Source organism: Verticiella sediminum, assembly GCF_007558815.1.
Classification (GTDB): Bacteria; Pseudomonadota; Gammaproteobacteria; order Burkholderiales; family Burkholderiaceae_B; genus Verticiella; species Verticiella sediminum.
The window spans coordinates 1-20,027 of the sequence record NZ_VLTJ01000037.1; the positions used below are offsets into that span (position 1 = coordinate 1).

General features: G+C 60.7%; 14 protein-coding genes, 3 tRNA genes and 3 rRNA genes. 14 read left to right on the forward strand and 6 right to left on the reverse strand.

Going from position 1 to position 20,027, the window contains the following annotated elements; all coding sequences use genetic code 11:
• Positions 1-902: 902 nt before the first annotated feature.
• From FOZ76_RS18625 to FOZ76_RS28210, 9 genes are all read left to right on the forward strand, one after another.
• A 16S ribosomal RNA gene (locus FOZ76_RS18625) occupies positions 903-2,433 on the forward strand.
• Between the two features lie 135 nt (positions 2,434-2,568).
• Positions 2,569-2,645: transfer RNA gene (locus tag FOZ76_RS18630), tRNA-Ile, on the forward strand.
• A gap of 40 nt (positions 2,646-2,685) precedes the next feature.
• Positions 2,686-2,761: transfer RNA gene (locus tag FOZ76_RS18635), tRNA-Ala, on the forward strand.
• A 311-nt stretch (positions 2,762-3,072) separates the two neighbouring features.
• A 23S ribosomal RNA gene (locus tag FOZ76_RS18640) occupies positions 3,073-5,953 on the forward strand.
• 148 nt (positions 5,954-6,101) lie between these two features.
• Positions 6,102-6,214: ribosomal RNA gene (gene rrf, locus FOZ76_RS18645) — 5S ribosomal RNA — on the forward strand.
• The 16S, 23S and 5S rRNA genes sit together here with 2 tRNA genes alongside, the layout of an rRNA operon.
• A 297-nt stretch (positions 6,215-6,511) precedes the next feature.
• A complete protein-coding gene (locus FOZ76_RS18650) occupies positions 6,512-7,495 on the forward strand; it encodes a serine hydrolase (RefSeq protein WP_170235531.1) in 984 nt (327 codons plus the stop codon).
• Positions 7,495-8,544: a serine hydrolase gene (locus tag FOZ76_RS18655; protein ID WP_143949800.1), complete on the forward strand. Its 1,050-nt coding sequence runs from the start codon at positions 7,495-7,497 to the stop codon at positions 8,542-8,544. Before FOZ76_RS18650 ends, FOZ76_RS18655 begins: the two co-directional genes overlap by 1 nt.
• Positions 8,545-8,668: 124 nt before the next feature.
• Entirely contained in the window at positions 8,669-9,055 is a 387-nt protein-coding gene (locus tag FOZ76_RS18660) for a DUF4870 family protein (protein ID WP_170235532.1), read from the forward strand.
• 638 nt (positions 9,056-9,693) lie between these two features.
• Complete coding sequence (locus tag FOZ76_RS28210; protein ID WP_281283018.1) at positions 9,694-9,822, forward strand: hypothetical protein; 129 nt, start codon at positions 9,694-9,696, stop codon at positions 9,820-9,822.
• 147 nt (positions 9,823-9,969) lie between these two features.
• Here the strand turns inward: FOZ76_RS28210 and FOZ76_RS18665 are convergent, their stop codons facing one another.
• Positions 9,970-10,242, reverse strand: a complete 273-nt coding sequence (locus tag FOZ76_RS18665; protein ID WP_143949801.1) for an SWIB/MDM2 domain-containing protein — start codon at positions 10,240-10,242, stop codon at positions 9,970-9,972.
• A 259-nt stretch (positions 10,243-10,501) separates the two neighbouring features.
• On the opposite strand from FOZ76_RS18665, the gene FOZ76_RS18670 reads away from it, so the two are divergent.
• Positions 10,502-11,701, forward strand: a complete 1,200-nt coding sequence (locus FOZ76_RS18670) for a M20 aminoacylase family protein (protein ID WP_143949802.1) — start codon at positions 10,502-10,504, stop codon at positions 11,699-11,701.
• A 75-nt stretch (positions 11,702-11,776) separates the two neighbouring features.
• Positions 11,777-12,838: a dihydroorotase gene (gene pyrC, locus FOZ76_RS18675; RefSeq protein WP_143949803.1), complete on the forward strand. Its 1,062-nt coding sequence runs from the start codon at positions 11,777-11,779 to the stop codon at positions 12,836-12,838.
• An 82-nt stretch (positions 12,839-12,920) separates the two neighbouring features.
• Here pyrC and trmB read toward each other — a convergent pair whose 3' ends face one another.
• From trmB to FOZ76_RS18690, 3 genes are all read right to left on the reverse strand, one after another.
• Positions 12,921-13,673 (reverse strand): tRNA (guanosine(46)-N7)-methyltransferase TrmB, encoded by a 753-nt coding sequence (gene trmB, locus FOZ76_RS18680; protein ID WP_425473314.1) that lies wholly within the window; start codon positions 13,671-13,673, stop codon positions 12,921-12,923.
• A 2-nt stretch (positions 13,674-13,675) separates the two neighbouring features.
• Positions 13,676-13,876, reverse strand: a complete 201-nt coding sequence (gene thiS, locus FOZ76_RS18685; protein WP_143949805.1) for a sulfur carrier protein ThiS — start codon at positions 13,874-13,876, stop codon at positions 13,676-13,678.
• Positions 13,877-14,004: 128 nt separating this feature from the next.
• A complete protein-coding gene (locus tag FOZ76_RS18690; RefSeq protein WP_143949806.1) occupies positions 14,005-15,456 on the reverse strand; it encodes a catalase in 1,452 nt (483 codons plus the stop codon).
• A 277-nt stretch (positions 15,457-15,733) separates the two neighbouring features.
• On the opposite strand from FOZ76_RS18690, the gene FOZ76_RS18695 reads away from it, so the two are divergent.
• Positions 15,734-15,804: transfer RNA gene (locus FOZ76_RS18695), tRNA-Gly, on the forward strand.
• A gap of 625 nt (positions 15,805-16,429) precedes the next feature.
• On the opposite strand, the gene FOZ76_RS18705 is transcribed toward FOZ76_RS18695, so the two are convergent.
• Together FOZ76_RS18705 and FOZ76_RS18710 are read right to left on the reverse strand one after the other, a co-directional pair.
• Positions 16,430-17,449, reverse strand: coding sequence for a PD-(D/E)XK nuclease domain-containing protein (locus tag FOZ76_RS18705; protein WP_143949807.1), 1,020 nt, complete (start codon positions 17,447-17,449; stop codon positions 16,430-16,432).
• Between the two features lie 200 nt (positions 17,450-17,649).
• Positions 17,650-17,958 (reverse strand): helix-turn-helix domain-containing protein, encoded by a 309-nt coding sequence (locus FOZ76_RS18710; RefSeq protein WP_281283019.1) that lies wholly within the window; start codon positions 17,956-17,958, stop codon positions 17,650-17,652.
• 373 nt (positions 17,959-18,331) lie between these two features.
• Between FOZ76_RS18710 and FOZ76_RS18715 the strand changes: the two genes are divergently transcribed.
• Positions 18,332-18,754 carry a CopG family transcriptional regulator gene (locus FOZ76_RS18715; protein ID WP_143949809.1) on the forward strand — a complete coding sequence of 141 codons (423 nt, stop codon included), beginning with the start codon at positions 18,332-18,334 and terminating at the stop codon, positions 18,752-18,754.
• Between the two features lie 27 nt (positions 18,755-18,781).
• A complete protein-coding gene (locus FOZ76_RS18720; RefSeq protein ID WP_143949810.1) occupies positions 18,782-19,882 on the forward strand; it encodes an extracellular catalytic domain type 1 short-chain-length polyhydroxyalkanoate depolymerase in 1,101 nt (366 codons plus the stop codon).
• Positions 19,883-20,027 lie beyond the last annotated feature (145 nt).

Consider the following 20,027-nt stretch of genomic DNA (forward strand, 5'->3'; position numbering starts at 1 on the left):
TTTTTCCGTGCTATAGTTTCTGTCTTCGCTGCTCACGCAACGTTACATCGATCGGGTTTGCCGGTAGATGCGGTGGGCGGCCCGGTAGACAGCCGGGTTCAAGGCGGCGAGGCGGTTTGGGAAGGGTCTTGGTCGGGTGCTTAGGCGCTGGGCGGGGTTTTTCCGGGCTGGGTGTCCTGAGGCGGGGTGTTGAAAAACAGCTTGCACACGACGATGACCGTTGTGTTATAGTTCAAGGCTTCGCTTCTCAGGCGTTGTTCGAAAGAGCGGCGCGGCGCTGGTAGACAGCCGGAGTGAGGGGCGGGGCGGGAAGTTTGCTGGTTCTGCGGGTTGGGGCGAGCGCGGTGGGATGAGAATCTTCCGGTAAAAAACTTCTTGCACACAGCGTTAAAAGCTGTGTTATAGTTCAGGGCTTCGCTGCTGACACGTTGATCGCTGAATGCGACGCGAAACGGCGGGTGAGGCAAGTGCCCGGAAGGGCGCGGCGAGCGGTTTGGTGAGGGTTCTCGCGAGAGAGTGTTCAGCAAACCGAGGCGTGAAGAAGTTGTCGAGTGAGCGATTGAGTCTGACGAAACGCTGGCTTGACAAACGAAAAAAACTTCTTCATAATCTCGTTTCTCTGCTGATGACGACGCCGCAGCGATGCAGCGAATCAGGGTAGAGAATAGCAGCAAAGCAGTGCGCAGTACAGAATTTTGGCGGTACCGCTCTTTAACAATATAACAGCCGATAAGTGTGGGCGCTTGGTGAAGCGGCGCGATTCACTTCTGGTCTTCGGACGGGAAGTGATGCGAACGAATCAAGTGCTCATACCGAAAGAAGTCAGGACGGATTTTCGAATCCAACTTGTCTTCCTTTGAGCGAGCGACGTACCTAAACAGTACGGAAATTTATCAGAGATTGAACTGAAGAGTTTGATCCTGGCTCAGATTGAACGCTAGCGGAATGCCTTACACATGCAAGTCGAACGGCAGCACGGACTTCGGTCTGGTGGCGAGTGGCGAACGGGTGAGTAATGCATCGGAACGTGCCCAGTAGCGGGGGATAACTACGCGAAAGCGTAGCTAATACCGCATACGCCCTACGGGGGAAAGGGGGGGATCGCAAGACCTCTCACTATTGGAGCGGCCGATGTCGGATTAGCTAGTTGGTAGGGTAAAGGCCTACCAAGGCGACGATCCGTAGCTGGTTTGAGAGGACGACCAGCCACACTGGGACTGAGACACGGCCCAGACTCCTACGGGAGGCAGCAGTGGGGAATTTTGGACAATGGGGGAAACCCTGATCCAGCCATTCCGCGTGTGCGATGAAGGCCTTCGGGTTGTAAAGCACTTTTGGCAGGAAAGAAATCGGTCGGATTAATACCCTGACCGGATGACGGTACCTGCAGAATAAGCACCGGCTAACTACGTGCCAGCAGCCGCGGTAATACGTAGGGTGCAAGCGTTAATCGGAATTACTGGGCGTAAAGCGTGCGCAGGCGGTTCGGAAAGAAAGATGTGAAATCCCAGAGCTCAACTTTGGAACTGCATTTTTAACTACCGGGCTAGAGTGTGTCAGAGGGAGGTGGAATTCCGCGTGTAGCAGTGAAATGCGTAGATATGCGGAGGAACACCGATGGCGAAGGCAGCCTCCTGGGATAACACTGACGCTCAGGCACGAAAGCGTGGGGAGCAAACAGGATTAGATACCCTGGTAGTCCACGCCCTAAACGATGTCAACTAGCTGTTGGGTTCTTCGGGACTTAGTAGCGCAGCTAACGCGTGAAGTTGACCGCCTGGGGAGTACGGTCGCAAGATTAAAACTCAAAGGAATTGACGGGGACCCGCACAAGCGGTGGATGATGTGGATTAATTCGATGCAACGCGAAAAACCTTACCTACGCTTGACATGTCTGGAATCCTAGAGAGATCTGGGAGTGCTCGAAAGAGAACCGGAACACAGGTGCTGCATGGCTGTCGTCAGCTCGTGTCGTGAGATGTTGGGTTAAGTCCCGCAACGAGCGCAACCCTTGTCATTAGTTGCTACGAAAGGGCACTCTAATGAGACTGCCGGTGACAAACCGGAGGAAGGTGGGGATGACGTCAAGTCCTCATGGCCCTTATGCGTAGGGCTTCACACGTCATACAATGGTCGGGACAGAGGGTCGCCAACCCGCGAGGGGGAGCCAATCCCAGAAACCCGATCGTAGTCCGGATTGCAGTCTGCAACTCGACTGCATGAAGTCGGAATCGCTAGTAATCGCGGATCAGCATGTCGCGGTGAATACGTTCCCGGGTCTTGTACACACCGCCCGTCACACCATGGGAGTGGGTTTCACCAGAAGTAGGTAGCCTAACCGCAAGGAGGGCGCTTACCACGGTGAGATTCATGACTGGGGTGAAGTCGTAACAAGGTAGCCGTATCGGAAGGTGCGGCTGGATCACCTCCTTTCAGAGCAAGCGCCAAATCGCGCAAGCGTCCACTCTTATCGGTTGTTAGTTATCAGGTTGTAGGATCGAGGCATCGGGTGCATGGAGTTTATCCTTACTCCGGTGGCCTGGATGGCGCAGATCCTGGCGGTACGACGGGTCTGTAGCTCAGTCGGTTAGAGCACCGTCTTGATAAGGCGGGGGTCGTTGGTTCGAATCCAACCAGACCCACCACGAAGTACCCAAGCGGTTCATGGCGATGATGGCGTGATCTGGGGGTGTAGCTCAGCTGGGAGAGCACCTGCTTTGCAAGCAGGGGGTCATCGGTTCGATCCCGTTCACCTCCACCATTGACTGGTGATTCTGCAACCTGAATATGACAACGCGACGGCAGAGTCCAAGCGTGAGTGCATGGGGTAAGACCTGGTGCATTGACGGTTGGGTTAGTGCCCGACGGCTGTTCTTTAACAATTTGGAAGAAGCAACAACAAGTAACGTGTGTTCACGCGGCAAGTTCGATCTTGCGCAGCGTTGAATATGACGGGTTGTGATTGCATACATAGTTCGAGAAGTCTCAAGGCATGTCGAAAGGCATGTTTACTCAGACCGACGAACGGCACAAGCGCGAATACTCAGGTCACTATAGCCATCATGGTTATAGGATCAAGCGACTAAGTGCATACGGTGGATGCCTTGGCGATCACAGGCGATGAAGGACGTTGTAGCCTGCGAAAAGCTGCGGGGAGCTGGCAAACAAGCTTTGATCCGCAGATGTCCGAATGGGGAAACCCACACCTTCGGGTGTATCCCTGGCTGAATACATAGGCCAGCGGAGGCGAACCGGGAGAACTGAAACATCTAAGTACCCCGAGGAAAAGAAATCAACCGAGATTCCGAAAGTAGTGGCGAGCGAAATCGGAACAGCCTGCATGATTTAGCTTCTTTGATAGTCGAACGGATTGGAAACTCCGGCCATAGCAGGTGATAGCCCTGTAGACGAAATCATCGAGGTGGAACTAGGCATGCGACAAGTAGGGCGGGACACGTGAAATCCTGTCTGAAGATGGGGGGACCATCCTCCAAGGCTAAATACTCGTGATCGACCGATAGTGAACCAGTACCGTGAGGGAAAGGCGAAAAGAACCCCGGAAGGGGAGTGAAATAGATCCTGAAACCGTATGCATACAAACAGTAGGAGCCTCCTTGTGGGGTGACTGCGTACCTTTTGTATAATGGGTCAGCGACTTACATTCAGTGGCAAGCTTAACCGGATAGGGAAGGCGTAGCGAAAGCGAGTCCGAATAGGGCGTTCAGTCGCTGGGTGTAGACCCGAAACCAGGCGATCTATCCATGGCCAGGTTGAAGGCACGGTAACACGTGCTGGAGGACCGAACCCACTAACGTTGAAAAGTTAGGGGATGAGCTGTGGATAGGGGTGAAAGGCTAAACAAGCCTGGAAATAGCTGGTTCTCCCCGAAAACTATTTAGGTAGTGCCTCAAGTATGACTGCAGGGGGTAGAGCACTGTTATGGCTAGGGGGTCATGGCGACTTACCAAACCATGGCAAACTCCGAATACCTGCAAGTCCAGCTTGGGAGACAGAGCACCGGGTGCTAACGTCCGGACTCAAGAGGGAAACAACCCAGACCGCCAGCTAAGGTCCCCAAATATTGCTAAGTGGGAAACGAAGTGGGAAGGCACAGACAGTCAGGAAGTTGGCTTAGAAGCAGCCATCTTTTAAAGAAAGCGTAATAGCTCACTGATCGAGTCGTCCTGCGCGGAAGATGTAACGGGGCTAAGCAATATACCGAAGCTGCGGGTGTGCACTTTGTGCACGCGGTAGGGGAGCGTTCTGTAAGCCTGCGAAGGTGGCTTGTAAAGGCTGCTGGAGGTATCAGAAGTGCGAATGCTGACATGAGTAGCGATAAAGAGGGTGAAAAGCCCTCTCGCCGTAAGTCCAAGGTTTCCTGCGCAACGTTCATCGGCGCAGGGTGAGTCGGCCCCTAAGGCGAGGCAGAGATGCGTAGCTGATGGGAAGCTGGTTAATATTCCAGCACCGTCGTACAGTGCGATGGGGGGACGGATCGCGGAATGTCATCAGGGTGTTGGATGTCCCTGTTTCTGTATCGAAGATGGCGCTTCAGGCAAATCCGGGCGCGTAATTCAAGGGTATGGATCGAGCGAGCATGTCTCGCGAAGTGACTGGAAGTGGTTCCAAGAAAAGCCTCTAAGCTTCAGCTGTACGAGACCGTACCGCAAACCGACACAGGTGGACGGGATGAGTATTCTAAGGCGCTTGAGAGAACTCGGGAGAAGGAACTCGGCAAATTGATACCGTAACTTCGGGATAAGGTATGCCCTTGTAGCGTGAAGCACCTGCGTGCTTAGCGTGAAGGGGTCTCAGAGAATCGGTGGCTGCGACTGTTTAATAAAAACACAGCACTCTGCAAACACGAAAGTGGACGTATAGGGTGTGACGCCTGCCCGGTGCCGGAAGGTTAAGTGATGGGGTGCAAGCTCTTGATCGAAGCCCCGGTAAACGGCGGCCGTAACTATAACGGTCCTAAGGTAGCGAAATTCCTTGTCGGGTAAGTTCCGACCTGCACGAATGGCGTAACGATGGCCACACTGTCTCCTCCCGAGACTCAGCGAAGTTGAAATGTTTGTGATGATGCAATCTACCCGCGGCTAGACGGAAAGACCCCATGAACCTTTACTGTAGCTTTACATTGGATTGTGAATCGGCTTGTGTAGGATAGGTGGGAGGCGTTGAAGCGTGGTCGCCAGATCGCGTGGAGCCAACCTTGAAATACCACCCTGGCTTGTTTGCGGTTCTAACCTAGGTCCGTTATCCGGATCGGGGACAGTGTATGGTGGGCAGTTTGACTGGGGCGGTCTCCTCCCAAAGTGTAACGGAGGAGTTCGAAGGTACGCTAGGTACGGTCGGAAATCGTGCTGATAGTGCAATGGCATAAGCGTGCTTAACTGTGAGACTGACAAGTCGAACAGGTGCGAAAGCAGGACATAGTGATCCGGTGGTTCTGAATGGAAGGGCCATCGCTCAACGGATAAAAGGTACTCTGGGGATAACAGGCTGATACCGCCCAAGAGTTCATATCGACGGCGGTGTTTGGCACCTCGATGTCGGCTCATCACATCCTGGGGCTGTAGCCGGTCCCAAGGGTATGGCTGTTCGCCATTTAAAGTGGTACGTGAGCTGGGTTTAAAACGTCGTGAGACAGTTTGGTCCCTATCTGCCGTGGGCGTTGGATACTTGATGGAGCCTGCTCCTAGTACGAGAGGACCGGAGTGGACGTACCTCTGGTGTACCGGTTGTCATGCCAATGGCATTGCCGGGTAGCTATGTACGGAAGAGATAACCGCTGAAGGCATCTAAGCGGGAAACTCGTCTAAAGATAAGGTATCCCGGGGCCTTGAGCCCCCTGAAGGGTCGTTCGAGACCAGGACGTTGATAGGCTGGGTGTGTAAGCGCAGTAATGCGTTGAGCTAACCAGTACTAATTGCCCGTGCGGCTTGATCCTATAACCCTGATGGTTGTAGCGCGTGCCGTGCAATCCACAACACCCGCAACGCAGAACACACGAATACTGGTGTCGTCGCCAACGCGACGGCCAACGCTTCTTCCGAATTGGCGCTGCTGTCCAACCGACCGCAGCGCAACCCGTTACGCTTGACGACCATAGCAAGGTGGCCCCACTCCTTCCCATCCCGAACAGGACCGTGAAACGCCTTTGCGCCGATGATAGTGGACGTACGTCTGTGAAAGTAGGTCATCGTCAGGCTCTTACACCACAAAGCCCCGTATCCAAAAGGATACGGGGCTTTGTCTTTTACCGCCCCCTAAAACTCCAGCGCTCAGCGCCGAGCAGGCTCCCTCATCTCCCCCATTCCCCGCGTCTCCTCGCACTCAGCATCCCCAGACGAACGCCTGGTATGGCGTTTGCGAAGCACGGCAGTTCGTTCATGCTGATTTCCGGTGCGCCGTGCTTCTTTGGTTGTCTTCTTTTCACGCTATGCGGCAGGCTGTCTTTGCCGCCCTCATCGGGTTCTGCCTGTGTCTGACGCCCGCGGCTGCTGCGTTGCCGGATTGGCCGCATCGTCTCGCGAAGGCGCTGGACGCCATCGATGCACATGGCGCGGCGCAGGTCGGCGTGTATGTCCTCGACCTGCAGGACGGTGTGGCGGTATCGCGCCAGGCGGATGAGCGCTGGTATCTGGCTTCGATGGTCAAAGTGCCCGTGGCCGCGGCGGTATTGCAGGGCGTGGCGCGCGGAGATTTCTCGCTGGCCAGCGAGCTGACTCTCAGGCCGGAGGACTATGTCGACGGCGCGGGTCGAACGAACCGGTATGCGCCTGGCCAGGCGCTGAGCGTGCAGTTCCTGATGGAACAGATGCTGATCCACAGCGACAACACGGCTTCCGACATGCTCATCCGTCTGGTTGGCATCGACCGTGTCAATGCTCTGGTCCACGAGCTTTGGCCGGCGGGCGTCGGGCGCATCACGACGCTGGCCGACGTGCGCCGGGCCATCTACAGCGAGATCACGCCCGAGGCGCGGCAACTGGCCGGGCGCGACTTCTTGCGCATCCGCGCGCAACCCACGGATGACGCGCGGCTCGGCGAGATGTTTCGCATCCTCGAGCTGCTGCCGGTCGCAAACATGCCGACATTGAACCAGGCCTATGCGAACTACTACGCAACAGGGTTGAATGCCGGTCGCCTGGACGCCTTCGGCCGCATGTTCGCCGTGCTAGAAGATCCAGCGTTCCTGCCCCCGGCGCAACGACGCTGGCTGCTGGAAATCATGGCGCAAGTGCGCACGGGCGATCGCCGCATAAAGGCCGGCCTGCCGGCCGACGTGGTGTTCGCGCACAAGACGGGTACGCAGCGCGCACGATTTTGTGACGGGGGCATCGCGCGGCACGTCAAGGACGCGAGCCGGGCCCTGGTCATCGTGGCGTGCGTCGCCGGCGACGGCTCTTTGCAGCGTTCGGAGCGCGTGCTGCGCGACGTAGGCAGCGCGGTCGCGGATTCCGGTTATTTCTCCGAGCGAGGTCGTTGATGAGATCGATGTTGATGGCGTGTGCGCTGGCCATGGCCGCGCCGGCGATGGCCGCACAGGCGCAATCCTGGCACGAAGCGCTGGTGCGCGAGATCGAAGAGATCGATGCCGATAGTCCGGGCAGGCTCGGCGTCTATGTGAAGCGGCTTTCCGACGGGCAGGAGATGCGCTATGCCGTCGAAGGGCCGTGGTATCTCGCCTCGACCGTCAAGGTACCCATCGCCCTGGCCGTCCTCGAGGCCGCCGACGACGGCGATTTGGGCCTCGAAGACACCATGACGCTGGAAGACACCGACCGCATCGATGGCGCCGGCGATCTGGTCTGGCAGGACACGGGGTCCACCTATACAGTGGATGAGCTGCTCGAGGCCATGCTCATGCGCAGCGACAACACTGCAGCGAACCTGCTGATTCGCAAGCTTGGCGCGGACCAGCTCAATCGCAGGGTTGCCGCCTACATGGGCAAGTCGGCCAACGTGACCTTGACCGACTTCTCCACGATCCGGCGCGATATCTACGGCGAGCTGCACGAGGATGCGCGCAACCTGCCCAACGAGGCATTGGTGCGGATCGCGGGAGCGTCCATCGGGCCGGCCCGCGTGCGCGCGGTGCGCGATGCCCTGGACGTGGGTGAGGACGCGCTGGCCGTGGCCACGATGCCCGAAGCCTATGCGCGCTACTACGCCACGCAGCGCAACATGGCGCCGCTCGACGCCTACGGCGCCATGCTCGAACGCCTGGTGGCGGGCGACCTGCTGTCGGACGAGAGCCGGGCGCGCCTGTTCGCCTACATGAAGCTCGACGAGGACGGCGACTACCGCCTGGAGGGCGGCCTGCCGCAAGGGATCCCGTTCATCCACAAGACCGGCACGCAGTTCGAGCAAGCCTGCCACGTCGGCGTGGCTTACCCGGAAAGCGGGCGCAAGCGCGCCGTCGTCGTTGCCGCCTGTGCGAGCGGGCTCGACGAGGCCAAGGAGGCCGGGGCCGTTCTGCGGCGTATCGGACGGGCGGTTGCCGACACAGTGTTGCGCGAGGACGACGGCGGCTGACGGTATGGGCAGGCACTGCCCGGTATCGGGCAGGGTTTGGCCGTGTGACGACGGCCGGGCGCATTGTGCACAACCGACTCGTTGTAAGATCGAAACGTATCTGGAACCGTATGATGGAGTATTCATGAGCGACGCATCCCCGCCCATTCAGCCCGTATCGCCGCCCCCGCCTCCGGCCCCGCCGCCGGGGCTCAATCTGCGGCTCGTCCTGCACATCGTCTACGGCTTGTATGCCATCGGTTTCATTACCGGCGGCATGGGTTGGCTCGCCGCGGTCGTGCTGTGCTATGTGAAGAAGGGCGACGCAGCGGGCACCGTGTATTCGTCGCACTTCGAATGGGTGCTGCGCACGTTCTGGTGGTCCGTGCTCTGGTTCGCCGTCAGCGCCTTGCTCGCCTTGATCTTGATCGGATGGGTCGGCGTTTTCGTCACCCTGGTCTGGGTGCTCTATCGGGTCATCAAGGGGTGGCTCACGCTGGCCGAGGGCCGTTCCATCGGCGCCATGGTGTAGCGGTTGGCGCTGCGCCCGGAGGCTCTTCTTCAGCTTCCGGGTGCGCCGCGCTGAGCTGTTCTTCGATGGGCGCGGTAGCTTGCCCGAGCGGCCAAGCCGCCTGAACGAGCGGCCCGATCGCGCCACCCAACCGCGCCGTCCATGCGCAGGTACTGCGCTTCAGGCGCTCGGCAGGTCCGACTAGAACGCGTGCGCGAGTGCAAGCAAGGCGTTCAACCAGACGCTCATCAGCCTGCCCGCCGGCCGGTACGACGTGGTCATCGCCGTTGATGCCGACAAACTCTCTTGTCTGGACAACAAGGAGACAAGGAGGCGATATTCACGACCTTCACGATGGCGCGCACGTGCACGATGTGCGCCGTACCTTCGCGCACCCGACCTTATTGGGTAAGGCCGCCGTGCCGGCACCGAAGACAAGATGCAGTTCGGCGCGCCGGATACAGCGCTTTTCATGAAGATTCATGCCGGCCTGTCACGTCAGCACATGGCGCGCTTCGATCCGACGGGCGCAGATGGCCGCGATCGCGGCTGCTGTCGTCCGAGGTGAGCGGTGATCGCCGTGCTGTGATCGGGCTGTACCCGACCGCGTCCGAGCGGCCTCACACGGGCCGCAGGTAGCGAACAACGCAAGGGACGCGATGCCTTGCCTCGACATGCCGGCGCTGCTCGGCTACTACTGCGTCGCATCCTTCACGCGCAACACCTTCGAGCTGGGGGGGCCGGCGGGCACCGCGCCCGAACTGGAAGGCCCGAAACTGCCAGGCTGACCACGCGCACGTCCGCGGTCCTTGCCATGTAAAACACCCCAAGGGTTGGACATTTGTCCAGCGCTTGGGGTGTCGTTCGTTCGGGCCTTCTTCCTGCAATCCCTGCACAGGTGCTTGCGGCACCGCGTGCAAGGGACAGGCCTGCTATCAGCTCAGGTGACCGTTGACGATCTTGGTCAGCTCGAACATCGAGACCTGGTCTTTGCCGAACAGCTTCTTCAGCTTGTCGTCGGCATTGATGTTGCGGCGGTTGGCGGCGTCCTGAAGATCGTGCTTCTTGATGTACTCCCAGATCTTCTTGGTGACTTCCGTGCGGGGCAGAGGCTCCGACCCGATGACCGCAGCCAAGTCGGCGCTGGGCTTGAGTGGCTTCATGAACGCTGCGTTCGGTTTGCGTGCGGTCTTGCTGGCGGTGGCCATCCGTTTTTCTCCTAGTAAAGTAACTACACCCCGCGCAGCATACTGCCTTCCTCGGGTCGCCACAATCCGGGAAGATGTTTCAAATTCGTCCCGCATCCATCGGACCCACGTGGGGCCGAATGGGCCCGTCCGACCGGCCTGGACGGCCGGGATCGACGGGCGTGGCGGCTCGGCGACATTGCTGCCGCGGCCTATGATGACAGGCGGGCGCGGGGGCGCGACAATACCATATCCAATTTGTACTGTCTTGAAGGTCCGCATGGACGCCGCCGTACGCTCGCCTTTCGAGCACATCCGCCGCTATCACGACGAACTCACGGCACTGCGCCGCGATCTGCACGCCCATCCCGAACTCGGCTTCGAGGAAGTACGCACCGCGGGCATCGTCGCGCGCGAGCTGCAGGCCCTGGGCATGGAAGTGCACCAGGGAATCGGCAAGACCGGGGTGGTCGGCGTGCTGCGCGGGCGCGGCTTCGACAGTGGGCGCATGCTGGGCCTGCGTGCCGACATGGACGCGCTGCCCATGGTCGAAGCCAACGATTTCGGCCACTGTTCCCGCAAGGCGGGACTGATGCACGGCTGCGGGCACGATGGCCACACCGCCATGCTGCTGGGGGCTGCGCGCTACCTCGCGGCCACCCGCGAGTTCGACGGCACTGCAGTGTTCATCTTCCAGCCTGCCGAGGAGGGCCGCGGCGGGGCGCAGGCGATGATCGACGACGGGCTCTTCGATACCTATCCGTGCGACGCCATCTATGCGCTGCACAACTGGCCGGCACTGCCCCCGGGCACCCTCGGCATCAACAGCGGCCCGATGATGGCCGCGGCCGATCGCTTCGAGATCACCGTCAACGGGCGTGGCGGGCACGGTGCGCACCCCTACCAGACTTGCGATCCGGTGGTGATCGCCGCCCATGTCGTGACCGCGCTGCAGAGCATCGTGTCGCGCAACGTCAACCCGCTCGATGCCGCCGTCGTATCGGTGGGCTCGATCCAGGCCGGCAATCCCGGCGCGATGAGCGTCATCCCGGAACAGGCGCAGTTGGTCGGCACGGTGCGCAGCTTCCGGCGCTCGGTCCAGGATATGGTGGAGCAGCGCATGCGCGAGCTGGCGAGCGCGGTAGCGCAAGGGTTCGGCGGCAGCGCCGACGTGCGCTACGACCGCATCTATCCCGCCACGCTGAATACGCCGCGTGAAGCCGCCTTCGTCGCTGACGTGGCCACGGCAGTGCTCGGCCCGGAGAAAGTGGTGCGCGACCTGCAGCCTTCGATGGGTTCCGAAGACTTCTCCTTCATGCTGCAGCACCGGCCGGGCGCGTATTTCCGGCTCGGACAGGGCGGCGCGGAGAATGGCCGCTTCCTGCACAATGCGCACTACGACTTCAACGACGACATCATTCCGGTCGGCGCCGCGCTGTTCAGTGCCCTGATCGAGCGAGGCATGCCGCTGCGGGGCTAGTCGCCGGCGCGCGAGCCTGCATCTGCCGCGCGGCTGGCGTGAGGTCCGGCGGCCGCCTCTCGTACAATAGCGCGCATGACCTCCGATACCTCCCGCCTCGTCCTCACCCGCCCGGACGACTGGCACCTGCACCTGCGCGACGGCGCGGCGCTGCAGGCCGTCGTCGCGGATTCGGCGCGACAGTTCGCGCGCGCCATCGTCATGCCCAACCTGAAGCCGCCCGTCACCGCGACGCAGGACGCGCTCGCGTATCGCGGGCGCATTCTCGAGGCGCTCGCCCATGCCGGCGTGCCCGAGGGCACATTCGAACCGCTGATGACGCTGTATCTCACAGACAATACGTCGGGCGACGAGATTCGCAAGGCGCGGGCGTCTGGTGCGGTGCATGCGGTCAAGCTCTATCCGGCTGGTGCAACCACCAATTCGGACGCCGGCGTGACCGACCTGCTCGGGCGCTGCAAGGGCGCGCTCGAAGCCCTGCAGCGCGAAGGCATGCCCTTGTTGGTACATGGCGAGGTCACGGACGCTGACGTCGACGTATTCGACCGCGAGGCGCGCTTCATCGATCGCGTGATGCTGCCGCTGCGCAAGGCGTTTCCCGAGCTGAAAGTGGTGTTCGAGCACATCACCACCAAGGATGGCGCGCACTACGTGCGCGACGCCGACGGCCCGGTAGCGGCGACGATCACGCCGCAGCATCTGCTGTACAACCGCAACGCCCTGTTCGTGGGCGGTATTCGCCCGCACTGGTACTGCCTGCCCGTGCTCAAGCGCGAAGAGCATCGCCAGGCGCTGGTCGAAGCCGCCACCAGCGGCAGCCCGCGCTTCTTCCTGGGCACCGACAGCGCGCCCCACGCCCGTGGTCTCAAAGAGCATGCCTGTGGCTGTGCCGGCTGCTACACGGCCCTGCACGCGATGGAGCTCTACGCCACCGCTTTCGAGCGTGCCGGCAAACTCGATCGCCTGGACGACTTCGCCAGCCGCTTCGGCCCGCAGTTCTACGGCTTGCCGCGCAATACCGGCACCCTGGTGCTGGAGCGTTGCGCCACCGAGATCCCGACGGAGCTGCCTTTCGGCGATACGACGCTGGTGCCGCTTGCCGCCGGCGAGACACTGGACTGGCGGGTACAAGCCTGAAGGCGCACGGCGGGCCGCTCCCAGGCAGGGAGCGGGGGGCACTTCCGGCTAGACAGCCAGGGCGATGACGCCCCGGCCCGCCTCAAGCGGGCTTCTTGCGGAACAGCACGTCCCACACGCCGTGCCCCAGGCGCAGGCCACGGGTCTCGAACTTCGTCTGCGGACGCCAGCCCGGGCGTTCGGCGAAGCCGCTGCCCGCGGTGTTCTCCAGACTGGATTCGGCGCTCAGCACCTCCAGCATCTGGTCCGCATAGTGCTCCCAGTCGGTCGCGCAGTGCAGATAGCCGCCGGGCGCAATGCGCGAGGTGAGCAGGGTGACGAACGGCGGCTGGATCAGACGGCGTTTGTGGTGGCGCTTCTTGGGCCAGGGGTCCGGAAAGTACACGTGCACACCGGCAAGCGAAGCGGGCGCGATCATGTCGCGCACGACCTCCACCGCATCGTGCTGGATGATGCGCACGTTCTGCAGACCGGCGGCGTCCAGGCGCTTGGCGAGGGCGCCCACACCCGCCTGGAACACTTCGACGCCCAGGAAGTTGTCGTGCGGACGATCGCCGGCGATCTTCGCCGTCGTCTCGCCCATGCCGAAGCCGATTTCCAGGATGAGGGGGGCTTCGCGCCCGAAATCCTTGGCGAAATTGGCGACTTGCGGACGGTATTCCAGCGCGTAGCGCGGCACCAGCTCATCCAACGCGGCGCGCTGCGCCTCGGTGATGTGGCCGCGGCGGCGCACGAAGCTGCGGATGTGCGAGGCGATGCCGGGCTTGGCCTCGTCCTGCGCCGCCGGGTCGGCGGATGTCCCGGCGGCTTTCTTGAGAAGGTCGGCGATGCGCACGATCAGCCGCCTCCGACTGCGACGACGATTTCGATGGTGTCGCCCGGCGCGATCCGGGTGTCGGCGTGGGCGCTGCGGGGCACGATCTCCCCATTGCGCTCCACCGCTACCCGTTTGCCGGTGTAGCCGAGCGATTCGATGAGGGCGGCCACAGTGCTGCCCTCGGGCACTGTACGGCCCGTGCCATTGAGCTGGATTTCCATAGCGCGGATTGTAGCCGGCTTGGCGAGCGCGTCGGAGTTTTGTGGGAACTGCCCGGAAGCAATATCTGCTTACCCGGAACGCCGCCTGGATGGCGTGTCCAGCCTCATCGGCTGCTGTGCGCAGGAGGTCAGCGCGCCGCCGCGAGCGCCCGCCTGACGCCTTCGGCGTAGGCCGGATCCGCCTTCGCGAAGTGCCCGAGCTGCCGCTCGACGATTTCCTCGGGCACGCCCTGCATGGCCGCCGCGATGTTGTCGAAGAGCTGCTGCTTCTGCTCGTCCGGCATCAGGCGGAACAGATCGCCGGGCTGGGTGTAGTCGTCGTTGCCTTCGCGATGGTCGTAGCGGTCGGCCGCCCCGTCGATCGCCAGCGGCGGCTCCTTCGCCTGCGGCTGCTGCACCGGGCCGCCGTAGGAGTTCGGCTCGTAATTGACCGAGCCCTTGCCGTTCGCATCGAAACGCATCGTGCCGTCTCGGTAGTAGTTGTGCACCGGACAGCGCGCCGCGTTCACCGGCAGGTAGTCGTGGTTCACGCCCAGACGGTAGCGGGCCGCGTCCGCGTAGGAGAAGATGCGGAACTGCAGCATTTTGTCCGGGCTGTGGCCGATGCCCGGCACCACGTTCGCCGGCGAGAAACTGGATTGCTCCACCTGCGCAAAGTAGTTGTCCGGATTGCGGTTCAGCTCGAGCACGCCCACCTCGATCAGCGGGAAGTCCTTGTGCGGCCAGACCTTCGTCAGATCGAACGGGTTGTATCTCTGCCTGTCGGCTTCGGCCTCAGGCATCACCTGCACATACAGCGTCCATTTCGGAAAATCGCCCTGCTCGATACTCTCGAAGAGATCGCGCTGGTGTGACTCGCGGTCCTCGCCCACCATCTTCGCCGCCTGTGCGTTCGTCCAGTTGCGGATGCCCTGCTGCGTCTTGAAGTGGAACTTCACCCAATAGCGCTCGTTGGCCGCATTGAGGAAACTGTAGGTGTGGCTGCCGAAACCATGCATGTGGCGATAGCTCGCGGGCAAGCCCCGATCGCTCATCAGGATCGTCACCTGGTGCAGCGACTCGGGCGAGAGCGACCAGAAATCCCACATCGCCGTCGCGCTGCGCATATTGGTGCGTGGATCGCGCTTCTGCGTGTGGATGAAGTCCGGGAACTTGTACGGGTCGCGCACGAAGAACACCGGCGTGTTGTTGCCCACCAGATCCCAGTTGCCCTGGTCCGTGTAGAACTTGATCGCGAACCCGCGCACATCCCGCTCCGCGTCCGCCGCCCCGCGCTCGCCGGCCACCGTGGAAAAGCGCAGGATCAGATCCGTCCGCTTGCCCACCTCCGCGAAGATCGACGCCTTCGTGTAGCGCGTGATGTCGTGCGTCACCGTGAACGTGCCAAAAGCCGCCGAACCCTTTGCGTGCACCACGCGCTCGGGAATGCGCTCCCGGTTGAAGTGCGCATGCTTCTCGAAAAGCTGGTGATCCTGCACCAGCAACGGCCCGCGCGGGCCGGCGGTCAGGCTGTTCTGGTTGTCGGGCACCGGCGCACCGGCATCCGTGGTCAGAGGCTTGGGGTTCTTGTCGTCGGACATCGTGGGTTCCCTTGAATGAGCTTGCAGGTTTGGCAGAGCGCATAGTCTAGGAACGGGGGCGGCGCCTGTAAATTTGGTTTATTCGATCTGCGTGGTAGGGAGAATTGATGAGCTGGCGAGGGGCTGTGGCAGCGGGGCTGGGTGGCGTGGGTCGTTGGAGACGGGGTGGGGAGGTTCGGAGCGATCGAGAGGCGTGAAGGGTCGTTGCCTGCTTGACACAGGATCGGCGCCCGCTGTATCGTTCCCCGCCTTGCCGGTGCAACGCCGGCAGCTCGATGCGGGTGTAGTTCAATGGTAGAACGGCAGCTTCCCAAGCTGCATACGAGGGTTCGATTCCCTTCACCCGCTCAAATCACGCTCCATACCCGGTTCGTCACTTTGGGAAGTGATTCCAAGTGATTGAATTTCAATGAAATTTTCCCATCCCTAATGCTGTTGGGATCGGGAAAATGCCTCTCTAGCGCCCCCCAATCCGGTACATTTTTGGCCTATCAATACGGTGAGCTGGCGTGCCGCATTCTTGCTGTCAGCAGCCTGATGCTGCGGAGACTGCGTACGTGGCTCCGGCAATTGTTCGAATGCGCCATGGTGGTGGTGCCCGATATGGAGAACGACCCGGTACGGGACTTGTACGTTGTGGCGGTCCCACTACCACCGGTGCGACGCAATTGGCTGCTCGACTGATGTTATTGACTGGCGTGCGCAAGGGGGAGTTGCGGCGTTGAACGAGATCGGCTATCCGGGGTGTGGGCGGACGCTCAGTTGTCGCGCGCGGATCCGAATCGGATCAGTGCGGTCTATAACCATGCGCAGTATGCGGAGTAGAGAAGGGGGATGATGCAGGACTTTGCCATTAAAGCAATGTCCAACTCCAAGGGCGCCTATTGAAAAGCGTTCGCTCCTTCGAAAGCTGGAGAGAACCGAAAGAAAAATCTATGCAGCCACTCTTGCCCGATTTTTGATGACATTGAGGTCAGCGTGGAGGTGAATATATGATCTCAACAGGGAAACCGCGGGCGGCATCAATGACCCCTTTGCGCAGGTCCACAGGGTTACGAATCATGTGGGTCGGGTCATATACCAGAAATATGAGTGACTGGCATTGCGAATGACTGGGAAATTGTGCCAAGTCAAGCAAGAGTTGCTTGCCCAGTTCTCGTTCGGTCAATGAGTGACGCATCATCTTCGCCTCGATGCCTGTCTGCTCGTTCACGAGCAAGAAATCCACACGGGACGAAGAGCCTGCGAGGCTTGGCGTTATCTCCTCGGGCTTGACGTTGTCGAAGTGCGTGCGCAGGAGTGCACACAAGGCATGTTGTACATCGTACTCATCGGTGATTTTCCAGGCACTGTGGCCTGAACGTGGCTGGGCCTGAAGCTCCGTGGCATAAACGTGAAATCGGGACAAAAGGCGCAGCAGAGCGTCTTCGATAGCTGGGCTGTCCGATGTATCGGACGCCTCCGGGAAAAAGTAGCCTCTAAGTACTTCGGACTCGAACTCGGCATGTACGGGGTCTAACTTCCCCCTTAAACCCCAGATAAGTAGTGAGGTCAACACAATTTCGAGACCTACAAAACCCGCCAAAGTGCTAATCGCAGGTCGAACTCTGATGTGTGTGTCGTAACGGTAGCGCGGCTCTCCATCGGCGGCTGCCTCTTGCTGCGGCGTTAGAGAATATTGGACTTCGACAATGACACCCAATTGGCTCGGATCCACCGCTATCAGGTTTGAGCTCGGCTGAGAATGCCGTGTAGGAGCATCATTGTAGGCTTTTAGTTCCTCGAATCGCGGCACAATGATTTCATCGAACTCGGGCGACTCCATGAATTTCAAAAATGCCGGATTCGCGTAGTTGTCCGGCATCAGGGCTGGCGAGATAAGGTTGAAATAAAAAACCGCCAACAAAACAATGTTCGTGAACAGGAGGAAAAGCGATGACTTTCGATAGCGGCGGTTCTTCAGGATCAGTTCTGCCAACACTTGCTTTCGCATTTGATGATGTCTTACTGGTTAACCGGACGATTGCCATGGCAGTACACTTCCCAGCACCCTATCCGCTAATTCGCGACTGCCGCAACTTGCGTTGAGGTCAAAGTCTGCTCCCCCCCGGCCGCGCAATCAAAGATGCCAAAGTAGGCCAGCCTTGCCGATGCCTACTTGGACTTGCTGGCGGGCCGGTGCGGCGGTCGCCATCACAGCGCTCCCGAAGAGCCACCAGACTTGCTGCGCACGCGCTTGGGCAAGTGCTTGTCCATCAGCGTCAGGCCGATCTCGTCGTTCGGCGTATCCAGCAGGTGCTCTAGGGCCCGGATCACGCCGAAGCCATGTAGCGCGCGGGCAAGGAAGTGGATGGGCACCTTGACGTCACCTTTCTCCATACGGCGCACGGTGGATAGGGACGCACCCATGCGCTCGGCCAGGGACGCTTGGGAGATGTGGCGCCGCCCGCGAGCCCAGGAAATGTCGTTGCCCAGCTTCCGGATCGCACGCTCTCCTGGCAAAGGAATGGGGAGGCCATGATTGAGGTTCCCTTGAGAGCTTCAATTATAGGTTGGTGTTCTCAAGGGAATCGTTGTGGCTCACGGGCAGGGGCAACTCCCAGGGTGGCCGACAGCCTTGAAACAGGTACATGGTCGGGTACATTCCCCTTTCAAAGGGGAGTGATCCCTTAACGATCAATGAGGTCGGTGCCAAATACCGTTCCCATCACCCGCTCCCGCCAAGGGCTCTTCATCGCAAGAGCCGACGCTCGCCCAATACGCTCGACTATTCCGCACTCTGCTGACCGCAGTGGCCGACATGCCAACGTCGGCCTGGATCTATCAAGTTGAAACATCCGTGGACCATCCAAGTAGATGGTACTAGCATGTCTTCATGCCTCCTCGCACCCCATCCCTTGCCTCCGTTCCCAAGCCCCCTGACGAGAAGATCACCATCAACCTGGGTTACGTCGACCTGGGCCAGATCGATCTTCTGGTCCAGGAGGGCTTTTATGCGAACCGCACAGACCTGATACGGACCGCGATCCGCAATCAGTTGGCCACGCATGGCGACGCCGTACGCCAGGCGGTCAGCCGAAAGACGCTTGTCCTGGGCATACAGCATTACTCCACCCAGGATTTGCTTGCGGTCCAGGCTGCGGGGGAAATGCTTCAAATCCGGGTGTTGGGGCTGGCGACGATAGCGTCCGATGTCACGCCCGAACTGGCTCTTGCCACGATCGAATCCTTGACGGTCCTGGGCGCGCTGCATGCCAGTTCCGCCGTCAAAGCCGCCCTGCGTCAGCGCATCCGCTGACCACCTCCTAGCCGTTAAGGTAATGCCATGCACCCCGAATTCCAGCAACTCATGCAGCAGGCTACGCAACTCACGCAGTCCGGCAATCTGGCCGCGGCTACTGCTGCCATTCAAGCCGCATTACGAGGCGGCGCACCCCTCGCCGGCATCCGGCGGGACGAATCCAACGTGATCGACGTCGAAGCCTGGGAGATCCCGGAGTCCTCGGCGATGTCCGAGACGGCCCCGACGATCGTTGAAGAAGCCGTCGCGCCCATGCGCGGGCCGGCCGTTTCCGGCGATATGTTCATCGCGGGATCGTTCCGCAATTCAGCGGGTCAACGCAGCTACAAGCTATATGTGCCGCCCAACGCGGGCGACCGGCCCTTGCCGCTGATAGTCATGCTTCATGGTTGTACCCAGGACGCCGACGATTTCGCCGCCGGCACCGCCATGAACAACGCGGCGAGGGCGCAGGGCTTCTACGTGCTGTATCCGGTGCAGTCGCGTGAGACGAATCCTCAGAAGTGCTGGAACTGGTTCAAGCACAATCACCAACAGCAGGGCCGAGGCGAACCCGCAATTCTGGCGGGCATGACACGCTCGGTGATCGAAACGCACGCCATCGATACCCAGCGTGTCTATGTGGCTGGCTTGTCGGCCGGCGGCGCGATGGCCGCGATCCTGGCCAACGCCTATCCCGGCCTGTATGCGGCGGCGGGCGTGCATTCAGGGCTGGCGCCGGGCGTGGCGTCGGATCTTCCGTCGGCGCTCTCCGCAATGAAGGGCGCCGGCGGTCGGACGCCCATGCAGGCCGGCAGCGGGATGCCCACGATTGTCTTCCACGGGGACCGCGATGCCATCGTGCATCCGAGCAACGCCCACGGGGTGGCCGCGGCCAGCGCGGGTTCATCCGCCCATGTCGAGAGCCGCCGCGTGCCGGGCATGAACAACAAGCGCCACAGCACCAGGCACATGTATCGGAATCCCGCGGGCGACATCATCGCCGAACGCTGGGAGGTCCATGGCGCCGGCCATGCCTGGGCCGGCGGCACAGAGAGCGGTTCATACACTGACCGAGCCGGGCCGGATGCCACTGCCGAGATGGTGCGATTCTTTTTCGAGCGTGCGTTGGGCAGCAAGCCGTAAGCACGGGTCCGTCAAGGAGGCCCGGATCGGAATCAGGCCTTCCGGTGCGGTGCCGGTTCCGGGTTCAAATTTCCCGGTGGCAGGTTGGTTGCCGGCGATGCCCATGCCTTCCTTCGTCGACATTTATCTCGACAAGAAGAGGGCT

Coding starts and splice junctions, on each gene's coding strand:
- FOZ76_RS18705 (WP_143949807.1), bottom strand. CDS start 17,449: ATGCGAAAGCAAGTGTTGGCAGAACTGATCCTGAAGAACCGCCGCTAT.
- FOZ76_RS18665 (WP_143949801.1), bottom strand. CDS start 10,242: ATGGCCACCGCCAGCAAGACCGCACGCAAACCGAACGCAGCGTTCATG.
- FOZ76_RS18715 (WP_143949809.1), top strand. CDS start 18,332: ATGCCTCCTCGCACCCCATCCCTTGCCTCCGTTCCCAAGCCCCCTGAC.
- FOZ76_RS28210 (WP_281283018.1), top strand. CDS start 9,694: ATGCCTTGCCTCGACATGCCGGCGCTGCTCGGCTACTACTGCGTCGCA.
- thiS (WP_143949805.1), bottom strand. CDS start 13,876: ATGGAAATCCAGCTCAATGGCACGGGCCGTACAGTGCCCGAGGGCAGC.
- FOZ76_RS18720 (WP_143949810.1), top strand. CDS start 18,782: ATGCACCCCGAATTCCAGCAACTCATGCAGCAGGCTACGCAACTCACG.
- FOZ76_RS18670 (WP_143949802.1), top strand. CDS start 10,502: ATGGACGCCGCCGTACGCTCGCCTTTCGAGCACATCCGCCGCTATCAC.
- FOZ76_RS18660 (WP_170235532.1), top strand. CDS start 8,669: ATGAGCGACGCATCCCCGCCCATTCAGCCCGTATCGCCGCCCCCGCCT.
- FOZ76_RS18690 (WP_143949806.1), bottom strand. CDS start 15,456: ATGTCCGACGACAAGAACCCCAAGCCTCTGACCACGGATGCCGGTGCG.
- FOZ76_RS18655 (WP_143949800.1), top strand. CDS start 7,495: ATGAGATCGATGTTGATGGCGTGTGCGCTGGCCATGGCCGCGCCGGCG.
- pyrC (WP_143949803.1), top strand. CDS start 11,777: ATGACCTCCGATACCTCCCGCCTCGTCCTCACCCGCCCGGACGACTGG.